This is a genomic window from Paraburkholderia sp. ZP32-5 (genome assembly GCF_021390495.1).
In the GTDB taxonomy this organism is placed as follows: domain Bacteria; phylum Pseudomonadota; class Gammaproteobacteria; order Burkholderiales; family Burkholderiaceae; genus Paraburkholderia.
On record NZ_JAJEJP010000001.1, the window covers coordinates 1,939,196 to 1,956,163 of the forward strand.

A 16,968-nucleotide genomic window follows, 5' to 3' on the forward strand; every position below is an offset into this window, starting at 1 on the left:
TGTAGGCGAACCGTACGCACACGAGCGTCGCGTGGACATGCGGCGCGCGAAATTGAGCAGTGAGTCAAGCAAATGAACCGACAACGTAAACCCAACCGCAAACCCAACGAGCGAAGGAGCACGTTATGAAGACCTCCCCGCAATCGACCGACGGCGATGCGAGCGCCGACCCGCACGCAGGAAAGAACCCGCGTTCCTTGCAGGAAGCCGCGGCACCGCTGCCGCATGAGGCCGATCAGGACCCGGAGTCGCAGCACGAGGATCATCCGCGCCACGTCGGCAAGCAGGCGCACGAGGACCTCGAGCGCGGGCTTGAGGACACCGATCGGCGGGGCGGCGACGATTATCAGGAGCGCACGCAGAACGATGCACATGCGGATGTGAATTCCGATCGCAAGCGGTCAGGGGCGCAACGCGGCAAACGCTGATCGTTAAGCGCCGGGTAGCGTTGCGCTCGAACGTGACCCGCTCCCCGTGCCCTTGATGCTGCTGCTTGTTTGCGACTCGCTCTCATCCGGCGCCCGATCCCAATACGGCGGATCGCCGAAATGCGCGGCCAGAAAATCGATAAACGCGACCGTCCTCGGCGGCACGAATGCGCGGCTCGGATACACGGCCCAGATCGCGACATCCTCCGCGAGCGGATAGCTGTCGAGCACGCTGACCAGCGCGCCGCTGCGCAGATAGGGCGCGACGTCCCACGCCGACTTCAGCGCGATGCCGAAACCGTCGAGTAGCGCATCGCGAATCACCTCGCCGTTATCGGTGACGAGCCGGCCGCCGACGCGCACGTCGAGCGCGCCGGCCGGCGTCACGAAGCGCCAGTCGCGTTGATCCGACAGGATGATGCATTCGTGGCGCGCAAGCTCCGACGGATGATGCGGCGTGCCGTGCGCGGCGAGATAGGCGGGCGACGCGCACAGCACGCGGCGATTCACCGCGAGGCGCCGCGCGACCAGCGACGAATCCTTCAGCACGCCGACGCGGATCGCGACGTCGATGCCCGCGTCGACCAGATCGACCAGCTGATCGGTCAGCCGCAGATCGACGCTGACGCCCGGATAGCGGCGCAGGAACTCGCTGATCACCGGCGACACGTGTTGGCGCCCGAACGACGACGGCATCGACACGCGTAGCCGTCCCTGCGGCTCGGCCTGCTCGCGGCCGACCGACGCACGCGCGGCGGCGGCCGCGTCGAGCAGCGCCTCGGCGCGTGTCATGAACACTTCTCCGTCCTGCGTGAGGCTGATGCGGCGGGTGGTCCGATGCAGCAGCCGCGCGCCGAGCAGCTTTTCCAGCTGCGCGATCCGCGAACTCGCGACCGCCGCCGACAAACCGAACTCGCGCCCGGCCGCCGATACATTAGCGAGCAGCGCGGCGCGCACGAACAATGCGACGTCGAGCAGATCGAGGCGTTCGCGCTCGCCCGGCAGTGCGCGGCCGGTGGAGTTGGGAAGATTCATTATTCGGAAAATCAAAAAAATGTTTCAGCCATTATGGCTGTTTTAAAAGAAACACGATGCTTCTACGATCACGGTCATGCAAACCATGAATCGAAGCCCCAACAAACCCCAGTCGAACCCACAAGGAGCAGCCATGAAAGCCGTCGGACTCTACCGTTACCTGCCGATCGACCACGCCGAAGCACTCGTCGATGTCGAGATTCCGAAGCCCGAAGCCAGCGGACGCGATCTGCTGGTGAAGGTCGAAGCCATTTCCGTGAACCCGGTCGACACCAAGGTGCGTGCGCCGAAGGACACGGTCGAGAAAGCGCCGCGCGTGCTCGGCTGGGATGCAGCCGGCACGGTCGTCGCGGTGGGGCCGGACGTTACGCTGTTCAAAGTCGGCGATCCGGTGTTCTACGCGGGCAGCATCACGCGGCCGGGTGCGAACAGCGAGTTTCATCTGGTTGACGAACGGATCGCCGGTCATAAGCCGGCCTCGCTCGATTTCACGCACGCGGCCGCGCTGCCGCTTACCGCGATCACCGCGTGGGAAGCGCTGTTCGATCGCCTCGGCGTGTCGCCGCAGGGCGCCGATGCGGGCCGCACGGTGCTGATTTTTGGCGGCGCGGGCGGCGTCGGCTCGATCGGCATCCAGTTGGCGAAGCAGCTCGCGAAGCTGCAGGTGATCGCGACCGCATCGCGGCCCGAATCGGCGAAATGGGTGCGAGATCTGGGCGCCGATCATGTCGTCGATCACTTCGGCGATCTCGCCGCGCAACTCAAGGAGATCGGCGTCGAGCAGGTCGACTACGTGCTGATCTTCAACGACACCGACCGTAATTTCCCGGTCGCCGCGCAACTGGTCAAACCGCAGGGCAGCATCTGCACGATCGTCGAAAACAGCGCGTCGCTGCCGGTCGAATTGCTGAAGGCGAAGAGCGCCGCGTTTCACTGGGAGTTCATGTTCACGCGCTCGATGTTCGGCACGCCCGACATGATCGAACAGCACAAGCTGCTGACCGAAGTCGCGCGTCTCGTTGATGCGGGCACGCTGCGCACGACGCTCGGCGAGGACCTCGGCACGATCAACGCGGAGAACCTGCGCCGCGCGCATCGTCTGCTCGAACAAGGACGCGCGATCGGCAAGCTCGTGTTGACGGGTTTCTGATCGCGCGGGTCAGCAGAGCGCAAACAGAATCGAAGTAGAGAGGGAAGCCCTCCGCGCGCGCGGAGGGTGCCGTCGAAGCCCTATCGAGATCAAACCGGTGCGCAGAAACGGCTTCCCCGCAAGCGGGGTAACACCCGAGCCTGCCGCGTACGCGCGGCAGGTTGCTTGGCGTTAGACTGGCAGGGCAGCACGCCAAAGCGGTTGCGTGTCTTGCGGTCCCGCTCGCCGGTGCACATGCGTGCAAGTCGGCCCGAGCGGAACAGCGCGCGGGCAGTCGCGCGGACGCAAGCGCGCAGCGGCACAACAACGAGGTGACAGTATGAGCTTCCGCTTCAAACTCTCCGCCGTTTCCGTTGTCGCTTCTCTCGCCTGCGCGCTTCTGCCGGCTGCTCATGCGGCCACGCCGATCACGGTGACATCGCAGGCCGCGCTCGACGGTCCGATCCGCTACACCGTGCGCGTCACGTCGAAACAGTTCGGCAATTCCCAGGAAACCCGCACGATCCGCTCCGGCGAATCGGACGATTTCACATGGAAGACGGTGCCGCCGGGCGGCCCGGTGCCCGGCAGCGACGCGTGTCCAAACTATTCGTCGCTACCGCTCGATTCGAATGGCGCGATGATCCGTCAGACGCAGATCCGTTTTGCGCCGGTGGTGTCGAAGGACGGCACCGCGAACGTGCAGCTCAGTTTTCAGGCGCAAACGCCGCACGGCGTGAAGACCGTGACGAGCGGCGGCAAGACGCTCAAATGTCCGAATGATGTCAGCATGAGCCAGATCGTGCGCTTCACGATGCCCGTCAACGGCACGACCAAAACGCTGACACTGAGCGACGGCACCGAGGTGGCGGTCAGCGCGAAGCGGTGATTGTGCGGGCGCGCGAGCAGGTGTGCGGACGCGGCGCGTGTTGCCATGCTCTTGATGGGTGCTCGACGTGTGCTTGACGTGAGGCCGGTCTGGCTGATGCCTCGCTGAGCCGGATGCGTGTGCGACGTCTGCATCGATCGTCGCGCACGACACACGACGCGCTTCGCTTCACACGCTCGGCCGCACGGCGCGCAACGTCCATCGCCCAAACTTCTACCGGCGCCCACGCGACGTATCTGAGTGGGCTAACGGCTCAGCCTTTCTCCGCCCGTTCCACGAGCCGCGCCGGCAGGAACTGATGCTCGGCCGAAAAGAGCCGTCGATAGGTGAGCAGCACCGCGCCCACCGTCCCCAACGCCGACGCCGCGGCGATCAGAAACATGATCACGATCTGATAGCGCACTGCCTGCAACGGCGACTGGCCGGCCAGCACCTGGCCGGTCATCATGCCCGGCAGGCTCACGACGCCGACCACCGCCATCTGATTCAGCGTCGGCAGCATGCCGGCGCGTACCGCCTGGCGCGCGGGCGCCTGCGCGGCTTCCCAGCGCGTCGCGCCGAGGGCGAGCGCCATGTCGACGCGATCGCGCCGCGCGGTCAATTCATCGATCATCCGCTCGATGCCGAGCGATACGCCGGTCAGCGTATTGCCGAGGATCATGCCGAGAATCGGGATCGCATACTGCGGCTCGTACCAGGGATGAATGCGGATCACGACGAACAGCCCGACCGCGGCGACGAGCCATGAGCTGACCCAGATCGACAGCACGCTGTCCGCGCGTTGGCCGGCATAACCGCGGCTGCCGCGCTGCGCACCGGCGAAGCCGGCGATCAGCGTCATCGCGATCATCAGTGGCAGCACGACGTACCAGCGGTTGAACTGGAACACCCAGCCGAGCACATAGCCGATCGCGAGCAATTGCACGACCGTGCGCACCGCGGCCCACGCAAGCTTGCGTTCGAGATCGAGTTTCAGCGCAATCGACACCGCGCCGTTCACGACGATCAGCAGCGTCGCGATCGCGACATCCCACAGACTCAGGTTCTGCAGATTCATGGGCGCCGCTCCCGTGTGGCATTTGCGGGAGTGTCCCCAGACACGTGCGCCGATGCGTCACCACGCGTTCCGTCGCCTGCCGCATCGTGCGTCACGCGCTCCGACATCTGCAGCGGCGCCGCTTCTTCGAGCACACCCGCATGCATCGTCAGATGCCGCTCGCTCATCCGCGCGGCCTGCTGCGGATCGTGCGACACCCAGATCGACGCGTGACGCTCGGGCGCGACATCGAACCATGCCCGCACCAACGCTTCGATCGCGCGCGAGGACGCCGGATCGAGCGACGCGGTCGGCTCGTCGAGCAGCAGCACATCGGGCGCGAGTTGCAGCACGCGGACCAGCGCGGTGATCTGCGCTTCGCCGCCCGACAGTTCACTCGCGCGCTTGCCGAGAAAATCGCCGCCACGGCCGGCTTGCGCGGCGAGCGCCGCGGCCCGCTCGCGATCGAACCGCACGTCGCGATACGCGCGCAGCCCGAACGGATAGCGCAGATTGTCCTCGACACTGCCGTCGATCAGCGCGGGCCGCTGGCGGATATACGCAACGTTGCGGCGGTAGCGCGGAATCGCCGCGCGCTCGATACGCGCGCCATTCCACAGGATGTGGCCGGCATCGAGCGGATCGAGCAGCGCGAGCGCGCGCAGAAACACGCTCTTGCCTGAGCCGGACGAACCGGTGATCGCAGCGCGCTCGCCGGCGCGCAACGCGAAGGTGGTCGGCTGCAGCAGCGTCTGGCCGCGCTGCGTGTCGCGCCGCACGATGTGCTCGGCGAGTACGAGGGGAACATCAGTCATGATTGGATTGTCGTGGGGGGTGTTCAGGCGGGGCGTGTCGATTCGCGGACCGGGTTGTGAATCCGTGCGCGCATCGACGGGCCGCCGCACCGTGCGCCATCATAGAACGACAGCAGGGCAGTTCCGCATAACAACGCGACATTGCCGCAACGCCGTAGAGCGGCTCGTCGCCTATCGCCGGGCACGCTATCTGCTGCCCGACTCACAACGAAGAACGAAACGCGGAGCGTCTCAATGGCAGGGTCGAGCAGCGTCGGAAGACGGATTGGAAAAGTCATCGCCTGGCTGTTAGCGACGCTCATCGTACTGATCGTCGCGCTTGCGATCTTCATTCTGACCTTCGACTGGAACCGTGCCCGGCCTTACGTCAACGACAAGGTCAGCCAGGCGATCGGCCGGCCGTTCGCGATCAATGGCGATCTGAAAGTGGGCTGGCGGCATCCGGTCGGCGAACGGGGCTGGCGCGGCTGGGTGCCGTGGCCGCGCTTCTCGGCGGCCAACATCACGGTGGGCAACCCCGACTGGACTAAACGGCCGCAGTTCGCGACGCTCGACGAAATCGACTTCGAAGTCGAGGTGCTGCCGCTGCTCGCGCACGACATCGTGATTCCGGCGATCAATCTGGTGAATCCGTCGGTCGATCTCGAACGTCTGCTCGATGGGCGCAACAACTGGACTTTCAAGCTGGCGTCGTCGAGCGGGCCGTCCGAATGGAAGCTCGAACTGCATGACATCGCGTTTGCAAAGGGCAATATCGCGCTGTCGGATCAGCAGAAGAAAGTCGAGCTGACGATGGCGATCGATACGCTCGGCCACCCGATCCCGATCGGCGAGGCGCTGAAGCAGCAGCAGGCGGCGTCGCGCAGCGAGTCGGCGCAGGCGGTCGGCAAGGCGGGCGCGAGCCGTCTCGCCGCGCAGGCCGATGCTCAGGCGGCGTCGGAGGCGAAAGCGGCGTCCGAAGCGGCGGCCTCGGCTGCCGAGGCGAATGCGTCGGGTGCATCGGCGGCTTCAGGCGTGGCCGCGACGGGCGCTGTGGCTACGTCAAGCGAAAACGCCAGCACGGGGGCCGCAGAGGCCACTTCTGGCACAAGCGCCGCCATCACCGCATCCGACTCCGCAACCACGCCGCGCGCGCAGCCGCTCTATGCAATCGCGTGGACCGTCAAAGGCACCTATAACCGCACGCCGGTATCGGGCAGCGGCAAGGTCGGCGGCGTGCTCGCGCTACAGGACGCGAACCGGCCGTTTCCGGTGCAGGCCGACGTGAAAGCGGGCGACCTGCATATCGCGTTCGTCGGCACCGTCACCGATCCCGCGCATCTCGCCGCGCTCGATCTGCGGCTCTGGTTGCAGGGCAACAGCATGGCGCGCCTGTATTCGCTGACCGGCGTGACCTTGCCCGACACGCCGCCGTACGCGACCGAAGGACATCTGATCGGCCGCTTCCAGCCGAGCGGCAACGTCTTTACGTATGAAAATTTTACAGGCCGGGTCGGCGGCAGCGACCTGAACGGTTCGCTGACCTATACCGCGCGCAAACCGCGTCCATTGCTGCAGGGCGAACTCGTGTCGAATCTGCTGCAGTTCTCCGATCTCGCGCCGGTGATCGGCGCCGATTCGAAAGCGAGCAAAGCGCGCCGCGGCGACGCGACCGCACAGCCGAGCGGTCGCGTGCTGCCGGTCGAAGAGTTCCGTACCGACCGCTGGAAGGCAATCGACGCCGACGTCAAATTCACCGGCCGGCGCATCATCAAGAATTCGAGTTTGCCGATCACCGATCTGTACACACACGTCGTGATGACCGATGGCGTGCTGTCGCTCGAACCGCTGAAGTTCGGCGTCGCGGGCGGCTCGCTCGCGTCGGATATTCATCTCGATGGCGCCAGCACGCCGTTGAAGGGACGTTTCGCGATGCAGGCGCGGCATCTGAAGCTCAAGCAACTGTTCCCGAACTTCAAGACGATGCAGAACGCGCTCGGCGAGATCAACGGCGACGCGTCGCTTTCCGCGACCGGTAATTCGCCGGCCGCGCTCGCGGCGTCCTCGAACGGCGAGGTGAAGGCGCTCGTCACGCAGGGCACGGTAAGCCGTCTGCTGATGGAGGCGGCCGGGCTGAATGTCGCGAACGTCGTGTATGAAAAACTGTTCGGCAACCGCGACGTGAACATCAACTGCGCGGCCGCCGATTTCGTCGCGACCAATGGCGTGCTCGAATCACGCGTCTTCGCACTCGATACCGACGACGCGGTGATCAACATCGACGGTCATATCGACCTGCGCGACGAAACGATGGACCTCGGCGTGCATCCGCATACGAAGGGCTTCCGGATATTTTCGCTGCGCTCGCCGCTGTATGTGAAGGGCACCTTCAAGCAGCCGCACGTCGGCGTAAATGCCGCGGCGCTCGCATTGCGCGGCGGCGCGGCGGTCGGGCTCGGGCTGATCAATCCGTTTGCCGCGCTGCTGCCGTTGCTCGCACCGAGCAACAACAAGCCATTGCCGTGCTCGGCATTGCTCGCGCAGGTCAAGCAGCCGCCGAGCGCGCCGGCACCGGGCGTCAAGCAGCAACCCAAAGCGCCGCTTTCTCTCGATGGCGCGCCGGTCAATAAATCGTCAAGCGGCGCGTCGTCGCCGGCCGCGACGGAGCGCAAGCCCGCGGTGCTGTCACCGGCGAGCGCAGCCGAATACAAGGGGAGCTGATGCCATCGATCTGCCCAGCGGACTGGTTGGACTGGAGCGTTGGCGGCGCGCTTTGTATCGTGTTCCTGTGGCTGATTAGCATGCCGCCCACGTGTGATCGCGATGCCGATGCGATAGCGGAGTAGCGATATCACATGGCGCCGCGCGCATGCGTGCTTAAACACGCGCGCTAAAGGCGATAAAAGACAGTGGTGATGAAAGGAAGAAGAAAGCTAACGCCACCCGCTTCGCGGTGACGGCGTTAACCTGATCGAGATCGAACAGACTGTGCAAACCCAACTGCACATACATGACAGTGATACGAGTTGTTGGCGAAAAACCGGCTATGTATCAACCGCGCCACATCATCGTTCGTGTCCCGTTGGCAGCACTGATATTCAGCTCGTCTCAGTGCGCCGCATGGGTGGTTTGCATCAAGAGATCTATCGCAACGAACGCGGCGTCGCGTCGCCGGCCGCATCCTGCCGGCGCACGCCGCGACGGGTGCCGATACGGGTTGCGCCGAACTCCGTCAGAATCTTGCCGCGCGCGCGGCTTGCGAAGACAAGGAAGCCGAAACCATCCGCTTCGTACCAGTAGCCGCCGTTCTCGAGACCGTCGAGCGGCTGCTCCAGTGCGTTGGTGATCGACTCGATGCAGCGCCGCCGTAATTCGGCCGGCGCGGGGTAGGGGGGCTGTGCACCACGTACGCTGCACAGAAGCACGTCGAGTCCGGGCAGCACGTGTGCGTAGAGCACCGGCTCGTCCTGGGCGCGGGCGCGCGCAATCTTGGTATCGAGTTGGCTGAACGGCTTGAAATGCCGTAGAACTGCGAGGAACGACTCGTCGCCGTCCACCTTCGCGCGTCTACGCTTTTTCGGGAAGGACATAAAAATTCGCCTGAAAAAGAATTGCAAGAAACGCTGCGTCCTCATGCGACCACTCCCGGCTTTCGCGCGCCGCACGTCGATCTTTTATAGCATACGACAAGACTGGATTCACGATGATTCGACGCTTGCGTCACCTCACCGCCTCCCGCACGAATCATGCCGAATCGCCTCGCCGCGCGCATTCGCATCTCAGCACACCTTGTCTCCATCATAGACGCACGCGGCGCCGAAAAAACATCTTCTCCCAATAAAAAAGTCATTTTTGTGTGCGCCGGCACCTGCTGGCGCTACGTTGAAATATCTCGAATTCACGTCGATAATGGCCCGTCCGGCCGTGCCGCGCCCGCCTCGCGGGACGCGACGAGGGTGCGCGAGCCGCTGTGCGAATGACCGCCTGAACACCCTGACGGGAACATGAAACTATTCACCAAGGGTCTGCTGCTGATTGCGGTGCCGAGCTTCGTCGAACTCGCGTTGCTCGGTGTCGTCTTCGATACGCAGGAACGGACCGCGCAGGCCGCGCAGTGGGTCGATAACAGCAAGCAGATCCTCTATCAGTCGTCGGCTCTCGTCGATCCGCTGCTGCGCCAGGCGGCGCGTGTGCGCACGGCGATGGTGACGCGCGATGCAGCGCTGATCGACCGCCACGCGGTATGGGTCGATCTGAACGACCGGCTCGCGAAACTCGATACGCTGGTCGCCGACACGCCGCGCCAGGCCGAGCACGTGCGCAACATGCGGCGTGCGATCGACGGCTATCGCGAGCAGAGCATCGCCATCTCGCAGGCGCTGCACGAAGGCCGCAGCGTGACCCCCTATATCGCCCTCGAAACCGATGCGTTGCCGCGCCAGATCGCGCTGTTTCGCGACGAGCTCGGCGAGTTCGACGCGGTCGCCGCGCAACTCGACGCCGACAGGTCGATCGCGCTCGCACAGCGGCGCGCGCATCAGCAGTACGCGCTGATCGCCGCGGTGATCGGCTCGATGCTGATCTGGGCGGCCACCGCGGTGGTGTTCGCGCGCAGCATCGGCCGGCGCTTCGAAGTGTTGACCGATAACGCCGAGCGGCTCGGTAGCGGCAGGCCGCTCGCGGCGCCGTTGTCGGGCCGCGACGAAATCGCCGGGCTCGATACCGTGCTGCACCAGACCGATGCGCGTTTGCGCGTGGCCGAGACGGAGCAGGCGGCGCTGAAAACGCAACTCGAAGCGCGCGCGCGGGAACTGGCGGCCGTCAATGAGGAATTGCGCCAGGAAACCCAGGATAACGAGATGTTCATCTATAGCGTGTCGCACGATCTGCGCTCGCCGCTGGTGAATCTGCGGGGGTTTTCGAAGGAACTGCACGTGTCGTGCGATGAGCTCGACAATCTGGTCGGCGACGCGCAACTGCCGGAGAAAGAGCAGCGGCGCCTCACGCATATTCTCGATGGCGACGTGCGCGAGTCGCTGCATTATCTGCGCACCGCGGTCGCGCGCGCGGCGGCGATCATCGACGCACTGCTGCGGATTTCGCGCGCCGGGCGGCTCGAATATCAGTGGCAGCGCGTGAGCGTCGGGCGTGTCGTGGGGCGGGTCGTCGACGCGATGCAGGAGGCGATCAGCCAGCGCGCGGCGATCGTTACCGTGCGCGAGCTGCCGCCCGCGTGGGGCGATCCGGCTGCGCTCGAACAGATCTTCAGCAACCTGATCGGCAACGCGCTGAATTTCCTCGATCCGGCGCGCGGCGGACGCATCGAGGTCGGCGCGCTCGAACCCGAACCCGTCGACCCGGCCGAGCCGCGCGCGGTGCGCATGCGTACCTATTACGTTCGCGACAATGGTCTTGGGATTCCGGCTGCGTATCTGTCGAAGGTGTTTCGCGCGTTCCAGCGTCTGCATGGCGATGTCGCGGACGGCGAGGGCATCGGCCTCGCGGTGGTGCGGCGCACCGTCGAGCGGCACGGCGGGCGCGTGTGGGTCGAATCGGCCGAAGGCGCGGGCTCGACTTTTTTTGTCGTGCTGCCCGAGCAGCCAGTGCGGTTCTGAGCGTGTCGGCGCGTGGCGAGCGTGTGTCAGCGCATGCGTGAATCCGAGCCCGAATGCATAGCTGAGCGCGCCGGCTTGTCATGTAATTCACGCGTCAGTGCGCCGCCGCTACGCTGGTGCGAGAATTCGCACTACAATTCGCGCGAAAATCGTCGACACGGCTGTCGACATTAAAATCGTATCAGCCATGGCACTCGCATCGGCGAGCGTCATGCGCAGCGAATCGTCAGCACGGAGAGCCTATGAATCACGCGCAAACGGTCAGCATCGTACTGATCGAGGATGACGACGGGCATGCAAAGCTCGTCGAGCGTAATCTGCGCCGCGCCGGTATTTCGAACGGCTTCGTGCGCTTTCGCGACGGTCAGCAGGCGCTCGATTATTTTTTCGGCCCGGCGCCGGCGCAGCCTTTTACCGACGCCGACGGCAATCCGTATCCGTCGCGCGAGAATCTCGAGAATTTCGTCGTGCTGCTCGATCTGCGGATGCCGCGCGTCGACGGCTTCGAGGTGCTGCGGCGTCTGAAGGAGGCGCCCGAGACCGCCGCGGTGCCGGTGATCGTGCTGACCACCACCGACGATCCGCGCGAAATTGCCCGCTGCTACGAACTCGGCTGCAACGTCTATGTCTGCAAGCCGGTCGAATACGATGCGTTTATCGAGGCCGTGCGCCGGCTGGGCTTTTTCCTGCAGGTGGTCAAGCTGCCGCCGGGGCATCGGCTGGCGCCGCCTTGAAATCGCGTTGCGCGCAGACCGTGGAATAACGAGTGCCCGCCGCCGGTATAAACAACCGGTACAGATCGCCACCCCGGGCAACCGGCATCCGCATGAAGCTGTCCGAAACCCATGCATGACAACATAAACCGACGAACCTGCCTGAGAACACCTGCATGATCGAAGAAGTGTCCACGCCGCACGCCGCGTATGTGCTCGTCGTCGACGACGACGAAGGCATCCTGCGGCTCGCGCGCAAGTCGCTCGAACGCGCCGGCTGCCGGGTGGCGATCTGCGCCGGCGTCGAGGCGGCCCGCGAGCGGCTGGCGAGCGGCGCCCCCGATCTGCTGGTGCTCGACTATCAACTGAGCGGCCCGGAGACCGGGCTCGATTTCTTCCGCCATCTGCGCGCGGAAGGCATCCGGATTCCGGCGATCCTCGTGACCGGTTTCACCGACGAATCGCGCGTGATCGAAGCGCTGCGCGCGGGCGTGTCCGATGTGGTGCCGAAATCCGGCGACTATCTCGACTATCTGCCCGAGGCGGTCGAGCGCGTGCTGTCGCAGGTGCGTCTGCAACGCGCGTCGGACGAGGCGCTGCTGCTGCGCGATCGCGAGCTGCATTACCGCACGCTGTCCGAGGCGCTGCCGCACCTGGTGCTGACCTGCAATGCGGCGGGCGATTGCGATTTCCTGTCGAAGCAGTGGTACGACTACACCGGGCTGTCGGAGCACCGTTCGTATGGCCTCGCATGGCTCGACGCGGTCCATCCGGACGATCGCGAAGAGATTCGCCGCAGTTGGCTCAGCGCCGTGACGGGGCAGAATGGCGACTACCGGCACGAGATGCGGATTCGCCGCTACGACGGCGAATATCGCTGGTTCGACGTGCGCGTGGTCGCGATGCGCGACGCCGAAAACAACGTCAGCAAATGGTTCGGCAGTTGCACGGACATTCATTCGCAGCGCGAGGCGATCGAGGAGCGCGAGCGGCTGCTCGCATCGGAGCAGGCCGCGCGCCAGGCCGCAGAAGACGCGAACCGCGCGAAGGACCGCTTTCTCGCGATGCTGTCACACGAATTGCGTACGCCGCTCACGCCGGTGCTGGCCGGCGCGAGCGTGCTCGAGATGATCCCCGATCTGCCCGAGCAGGCGCGCGGCAGCGTGCGGATGATTCGTCGCAATGTCGAGCTGGAGGCGCGGCTGATCGACGATCTGCTGGACCTGACGCGGGTCGCGAACGGCAAGCTGCGGCTGTCGCTCGAAACGGTCGACGTGCACGACGTAATCGACAGCGTGCTCGAACTGTTTCGCAGCGAGATCCAGGTCAAGCAGCAGGACGTGCACATCGAAAAGCACGCGACGCATCACTACGTACTCGCCGACCGCGCGCGCCTGCAGCAGATGCTGTGGAATCTGATTCGCAACGCCGCGAAGTTCACGCCGGACGGTGGCCATATCTACGTGCGCACGCGTGACGAGCGTATGCAGGTGCAGATCTCGGTCGAAGATACCGGTATCGGCATCGAACCCGAACAGATCGGCAAACTGTTCAATGCGTTCGAACAGGGCGACCAGAACATGACACGGCAATTCGGCGGTCTGGGGCTCGGTCTCGCGATCACCAAGGCGCTCACCGACGTGCACGGCGGCACCGTCACCGCGCAAAGCCCGGGCCCGCATTGCGGCGCGACCTTCACGATCGTGCTGCCGACCGCGGCCGCGCCGGCCGCGGTGCAGCCGGTCGTCGTGCCGAGCACGATGCAGCCGGCCAGTTTGCTGACGGTGCTGCTGATCGAGGATCACACGGATACCGCCGAGGTGATGGCGCAACTGATCCGCAGCCTCGGTCACGACGTGACGGTGGTCGGCCGCGTCGACGACGCGCTGGCCGCGACGCAGTTGCAGCGCTTCGATCTGATCGTTAGCGATGTCGGTTTGCCGGACGGCACGGGCCTCGATTTCATCAAGGCGTTTCGCGAGCATTCGGATGCACCTGCCGTCGCGCTGACGGGCTTCGGCACCGATGAGGACGTGCGCCGCTGCCTCGGAGCGGGCTTTACGTCGCATCTGACCAAGCCCGTCAACTTCAGCCAGTTGGAAACGACGATTGAAAGCGCGGCGCAGTTGAAAGCGCGCAACGACGGCTGACTTTTTTGCACATGGTGCGCTGAAAGACGTATGAAAACATCAAGGCCTGTTGCGACGGCAATCGCAACAGGCCTTGTTTATTTCCTCGGCTCCAGTCGTTAATCCAGCCGCTAATCGAGCCAATAAGCGTTAAATGCCGGATCTTCGATTCACATTTAACGCGGCGAGTTCTTCAACGTGTCGCGAATCTCGCGCAGCAGCAGCACGTCTTCCGGCGTGGGCGGCGGCTCGGCCGGTGCGGCTGCCTCCGGCTTGCGCAGATTGTTGATGAACTTGACCATCAGGAAAATGATGAACGCGAGAATGATGAAGTTGATCAGCACGGTGATGAACGAACCGTAGCCGATGACCGCGACGCCAGCCGTTTGCAGATCTTTATACGAATCGGGATTGCCTTTGTAAGTTGCCGGAATATGGCCGAGGCGAATAAACAGATTGGAGAAATCGAGGCCGCCGGTGGCGAGCCCGACGACCGGCATGATCAGGTCTTTAACCACTGAATTGACAATGCTGGAAAATGCGCCGCCGATAATCACACCAACGGCGAGATCCATCACGTTGCCCTTGAGAGCAAATTCTTTAAATTCCTTGACCATGCTCATAGAAGCACCTCCTCAGATATGAATAGCAAAATGATACCAATCTGAGACGGATAGGCTAGTGCTTTACGCAATGCAACAGCATGCTTTGATACAGGCGGGCACTAACGGGGAAACTGTGACTCACTATGACGCGCGCGTTCGAGATGCGCGGCAAAACTGACCGGGTCGGTATTGGTGCCGCACAGCAGCACGCCCACGCGCTTGCCATGCAGGCGCTCGCGCAACGGTCCGAGCAGCGCGGCGGTGGCGGCCGCGCAAGCAGGTTCGACCGCGAGCTTCAACTGCTCGAACAGAATCAGCATTGCCGCGCGCAACTGGTCGTCGGAAACCGTGACCAGTTGATCGATATGGCGGCGGCACAGCTCATAGCTGTATTGCTCGGTGTGCGGGGACATCAGCGAATCGGCGACGCTGTGCATATGGCCCATCTTGACCGTATGGTTGGCGGCAAAGCTCTTGCTCATCACGTCCGAGCCTTCGGGTTCGACGCCATACACATGCACGTTCGGATTGGCGAGCCGCAGCGCGGTGGCGACACCGGCCGCGAGGCCGCCGCCGCCGACCGGCACGATCGCCGCTTCGAGATCGGGCGTTTGGGTCGCCCATTCGTAACCGAGCGTGGCCGAGCCGAGCACCGTGCGATAGCCGTTGAACGGATGCACGAAATAACGGCCTTCCTCGGCTTCGATACGGCGTACCAGCTCGAATGCCTCGGCGAGGTCTTCCGCATACACGATATCGGCGCCGTACTCGCGGCATAGCGCGACGCGCGCCGGATTCACCTTTCTGAACAGCACGACCTTCGCGCTCAGGCCAAGCCGCATCGCCGCATAGGCGACCGCTACCGCGTGATTGCCGCCCGATACGCAGGTGACGCCCGCGCTCTTTTGCGTGTCGTCGAGCGCGAGCAGATTCGTGAAGGCGCCGCGCGCCTTGAAGCTGCCGCCGGCCTGCAGCAGTTCGAACTTGAAATTCACCACCGTGCCGTGCAGCGACGAAAAATCGAGCCGGTCGAACACCGGCGTTCGCGCGACCCACGGCGTCAACGCAAAATGCTGCGCGGCGATGTCGTCGAGCGTGGGGATCGGCTCGCCGTCGATCGTGTGGTCGGTATGCTGTGGGGCGGCGGTTGACATGGCGTGATACCCGAGTCGTCGATATGGCTGAGACCCGTTTGGGCGCGCGCAGTTTCCGTGCGACTGCGCGCGCCAACGGTATCGCTTCGCAAGCTTATTTCGCGGCTTCGACCGACATGCTGTGGATGAACTTCTGCAAAAAGCGTTCGCAGGCAGCGAGCTGTTCGAGTTCGACGAACTCGTTCGCCTTGTGCGCCTGCTGGATGTCGCCGGGACCGCAGACGATGCTCGGAATGCCCGCGTTCGAAAACAGCCCAGCCTCGGTGCCGTACGCGACCTTGCGCTTGTCCTGATTGGCGGTGAGCGCGCGCACGAGCTGCGTGATCGCGGCCTGTTCGGACGCATCAAGCCCGGGCGCCGCGGCGATCTTCGTGATCTCGATCGCGCCCGACGGATGCTCGCGCAGCATTTTCGGCACCAGCGTTTCGCGCGCGTACGTATCGATGCGCGTGAAGATCGACTCGGGGTCCAGCGTCGGCAGATTGCGGAATTCGAACTGGAACTTGCATTCGGCCGGCACCGTGTTCATCGCGTTGCCGCCGATGATCGTGCTGGTCTGCGCGGTGCTGAACGGCACGTCGTATTGCTCGTCGAACGGGCCTTGCGCGCGGAACTGATCGGCCATATCGCGGATGTAGCAGATCAGCCGTGCCGCGTATTCGATCGCGTTCAGGCCCTTCGGCGTCAGCGACGAATGCGCGGCCTGGCCGCGCACGCAGCACTGGTACGCGTTGATGCCCTTGTGCGCGATGATCGGGCGCATGCTGGTCGGTTCGCCGACGATGCAGCCATCCGGCTTCACGCCGCGCTTCATCAGATCGGCGATCATCAGCGGTGCGCCGACGCAGCCGACTTCCTCGTCGAACGACAGCGCGAAGTGGATCGGTTTCGCGAGCTTCGTGCGCTGCATCTCGGGCACCATCGCGAGCGCCGCGCCGATAAAGCCTTTCATGTCGCAGGTGCCGCGGCCGTACAGCTTGTCGCCGCGTACTTCCGGCTTGAACGGATCGCTATCCCATTGCTGGCCGTCGACCGGCACCACATCGGTGTGACCCGACAGCACCACGCCGCCGTTGGTCTCGCCGTTGTGCGCGGGCACCGTGGCGAACAGGTTCGCCCACTTGCCGCCATTGCCGTGCGTAAGCGTCGCGTCGATGCCGACCGCGCGCAGCTCGTCGCGCACAGTTTCGATCAGACCGAGATTCGGATTGCGGCTCACGGTGTCGATCGACACGAGGCGGGTGATCCAGGGGAGAGAAACAGGAGAAACGGGAGATGCGGAGGAGGACGGCGACTGCGTAGATTGCGCTGTTTCAGCGACGTGAGACATGACTGGACTCCGGCATTTGAGTCTTTCGATCATATCCCAAAAGAATTCGTGTCAGGGTGTCCGTAAGCTCTTCTCGTATTGGCGCAGCGCAGCATTCAAGCGAAAAACGAG

15 protein-coding genes are annotated in these 16,968 nt (G+C 64.2%); 8 read left to right on the forward strand and 7 right to left on the reverse strand.

Going from position 1 to position 16,968, the window contains the following annotated elements; translation table 11 throughout:
- Positions 1–125: 125 nt before the first annotated feature.
- On the forward strand, positions 126–428 hold the full coding sequence (locus L0U82_RS08205; RefSeq protein ID WP_233829849.1) for a hypothetical protein: 303 nt from the start codon (positions 126–128) through the stop codon (positions 426–428).
- Positions 429–431: 3 nt separating this feature from the next.
- Here L0U82_RS08205 and L0U82_RS08210 read toward each other — a convergent pair whose 3' ends face one another.
- A complete protein-coding gene (locus tag L0U82_RS08210; RefSeq protein WP_233829850.1) occupies positions 432–1,463 on the reverse strand; it encodes a LysR family transcriptional regulator in 1,032 nt (343 codons plus the stop codon).
- Between the two features lie 133 nt (positions 1,464–1,596).
- Here L0U82_RS08210 and L0U82_RS08215 point away from each other — a divergent pair, with 133 nt between their 5' ends.
- Together L0U82_RS08215 and L0U82_RS08220 are read left to right on the forward strand one after the other, a co-directional pair.
- Positions 1,597–2,613, forward strand: a complete 1,017-nt coding sequence (locus L0U82_RS08215; RefSeq protein ID WP_233829851.1) for a zinc-binding alcohol dehydrogenase family protein — start codon at positions 1,597–1,599, stop codon at positions 2,611–2,613.
- 319 nt (positions 2,614–2,932) lie between these two features.
- On the forward strand, positions 2,933–3,481 hold the full coding sequence (locus L0U82_RS08220) for a DUF6013 family protein (RefSeq protein ID WP_233829852.1): 549 nt from the start codon (positions 2,933–2,935) through the stop codon (positions 3,479–3,481).
- Between the two features lie 253 nt (positions 3,482–3,734).
- On the opposite strand, the gene L0U82_RS08225 is transcribed toward L0U82_RS08220, so the two are convergent.
- A complete protein-coding gene (locus L0U82_RS08225) occupies positions 3,735–4,538 on the reverse strand; it encodes an ABC transporter permease (protein WP_233829853.1) in 804 nt (267 codons plus the stop codon).
- A complete protein-coding gene (locus tag L0U82_RS08230) occupies positions 4,535–5,332 on the reverse strand; it encodes an ABC transporter ATP-binding protein (protein WP_233829856.1) in 798 nt (265 codons plus the stop codon). Before L0U82_RS08230 ends, L0U82_RS08225 begins: the two co-directional genes overlap by 4 nt.
- A 234-nt stretch (positions 5,333–5,566) precedes the next feature.
- Here L0U82_RS08230 and L0U82_RS08235 point away from each other — a divergent pair, with 234 nt between their 5' ends.
- On the forward strand, positions 5,567–8,032 hold the full coding sequence (locus L0U82_RS08235; RefSeq protein ID WP_233829859.1) for an AsmA family protein: 2,466 nt from the start codon (positions 5,567–5,569) through the stop codon (positions 8,030–8,032).
- Positions 8,033–8,454: 422 nt separating this feature from the next.
- Here L0U82_RS08235 and L0U82_RS08240 read toward each other — a convergent pair whose 3' ends face one another.
- Entirely contained in the window at positions 8,455–8,946 is a 492-nt protein-coding gene (locus L0U82_RS08240) for a hypothetical protein (RefSeq protein ID WP_008922707.1), read from the reverse strand.
- 111 nt (positions 8,947–9,057) lie between these two features.
- Between L0U82_RS08240 and L0U82_RS08245 the strand changes: the two genes are divergently transcribed.
- From L0U82_RS08245 to L0U82_RS08260, 4 genes are all read left to right on the forward strand, one after another.
- On the forward strand, positions 9,058–9,291 hold the full coding sequence (locus tag L0U82_RS08245) for a hypothetical protein (RefSeq protein WP_233829861.1): 234 nt from the start codon (positions 9,058–9,060) through the stop codon (positions 9,289–9,291).
- Between the two features lie 24 nt (positions 9,292–9,315).
- On the forward strand, positions 9,316–10,926 hold the full coding sequence (locus tag L0U82_RS08250; RefSeq protein WP_233829864.1) for a sensor histidine kinase: 1,611 nt from the start codon (positions 9,316–9,318) through the stop codon (positions 10,924–10,926).
- A gap of 242 nt (positions 10,927–11,168) precedes the next feature.
- Positions 11,169–11,660 carry a response regulator gene (locus L0U82_RS08255; protein ID WP_233829866.1) on the forward strand — a complete coding sequence of 164 codons (492 nt, stop codon included), beginning with the start codon at positions 11,169–11,171 and terminating at the stop codon, positions 11,658–11,660.
- A gap of 155 nt (positions 11,661–11,815) precedes the next feature.
- Positions 11,816–13,789, forward strand: a complete 1,974-nt coding sequence (locus tag L0U82_RS08260; RefSeq protein ID WP_233829868.1) for a hybrid sensor histidine kinase/response regulator — start codon at positions 11,816–11,818, stop codon at positions 13,787–13,789.
- 155 nt (positions 13,790–13,944) lie between these two features.
- Here L0U82_RS08260 and mscL read toward each other — a convergent pair whose 3' ends face one another.
- The 3 genes from mscL to argE all read right to left on the reverse strand — a co-directional run bounded on the left by mscL (position 13,945) and on the right by argE (position 16,857).
- Positions 13,945–14,391, reverse strand: a complete 447-nt coding sequence (mscL, locus tag L0U82_RS08265; RefSeq protein WP_233829870.1) for a large conductance mechanosensitive channel protein MscL — start codon at positions 14,389–14,391, stop codon at positions 13,945–13,947.
- A gap of 101 nt (positions 14,392–14,492) precedes the next feature.
- Complete coding sequence (locus tag L0U82_RS08270) at positions 14,493–15,527, reverse strand: threonine/serine dehydratase (RefSeq protein WP_233829871.1); 1,035 nt, start codon at positions 15,525–15,527, stop codon at positions 14,493–14,495.
- A gap of 94 nt (positions 15,528–15,621) precedes the next feature.
- Positions 15,622–16,857: an acetylornithine deacetylase gene (gene argE / locus L0U82_RS08275; RefSeq protein ID WP_233829872.1), complete on the reverse strand. Its 1,236-nt coding sequence runs from the start codon at positions 16,855–16,857 to the stop codon at positions 15,622–15,624.
- Positions 16,858–16,968: the final 111 nt, after the last annotated feature.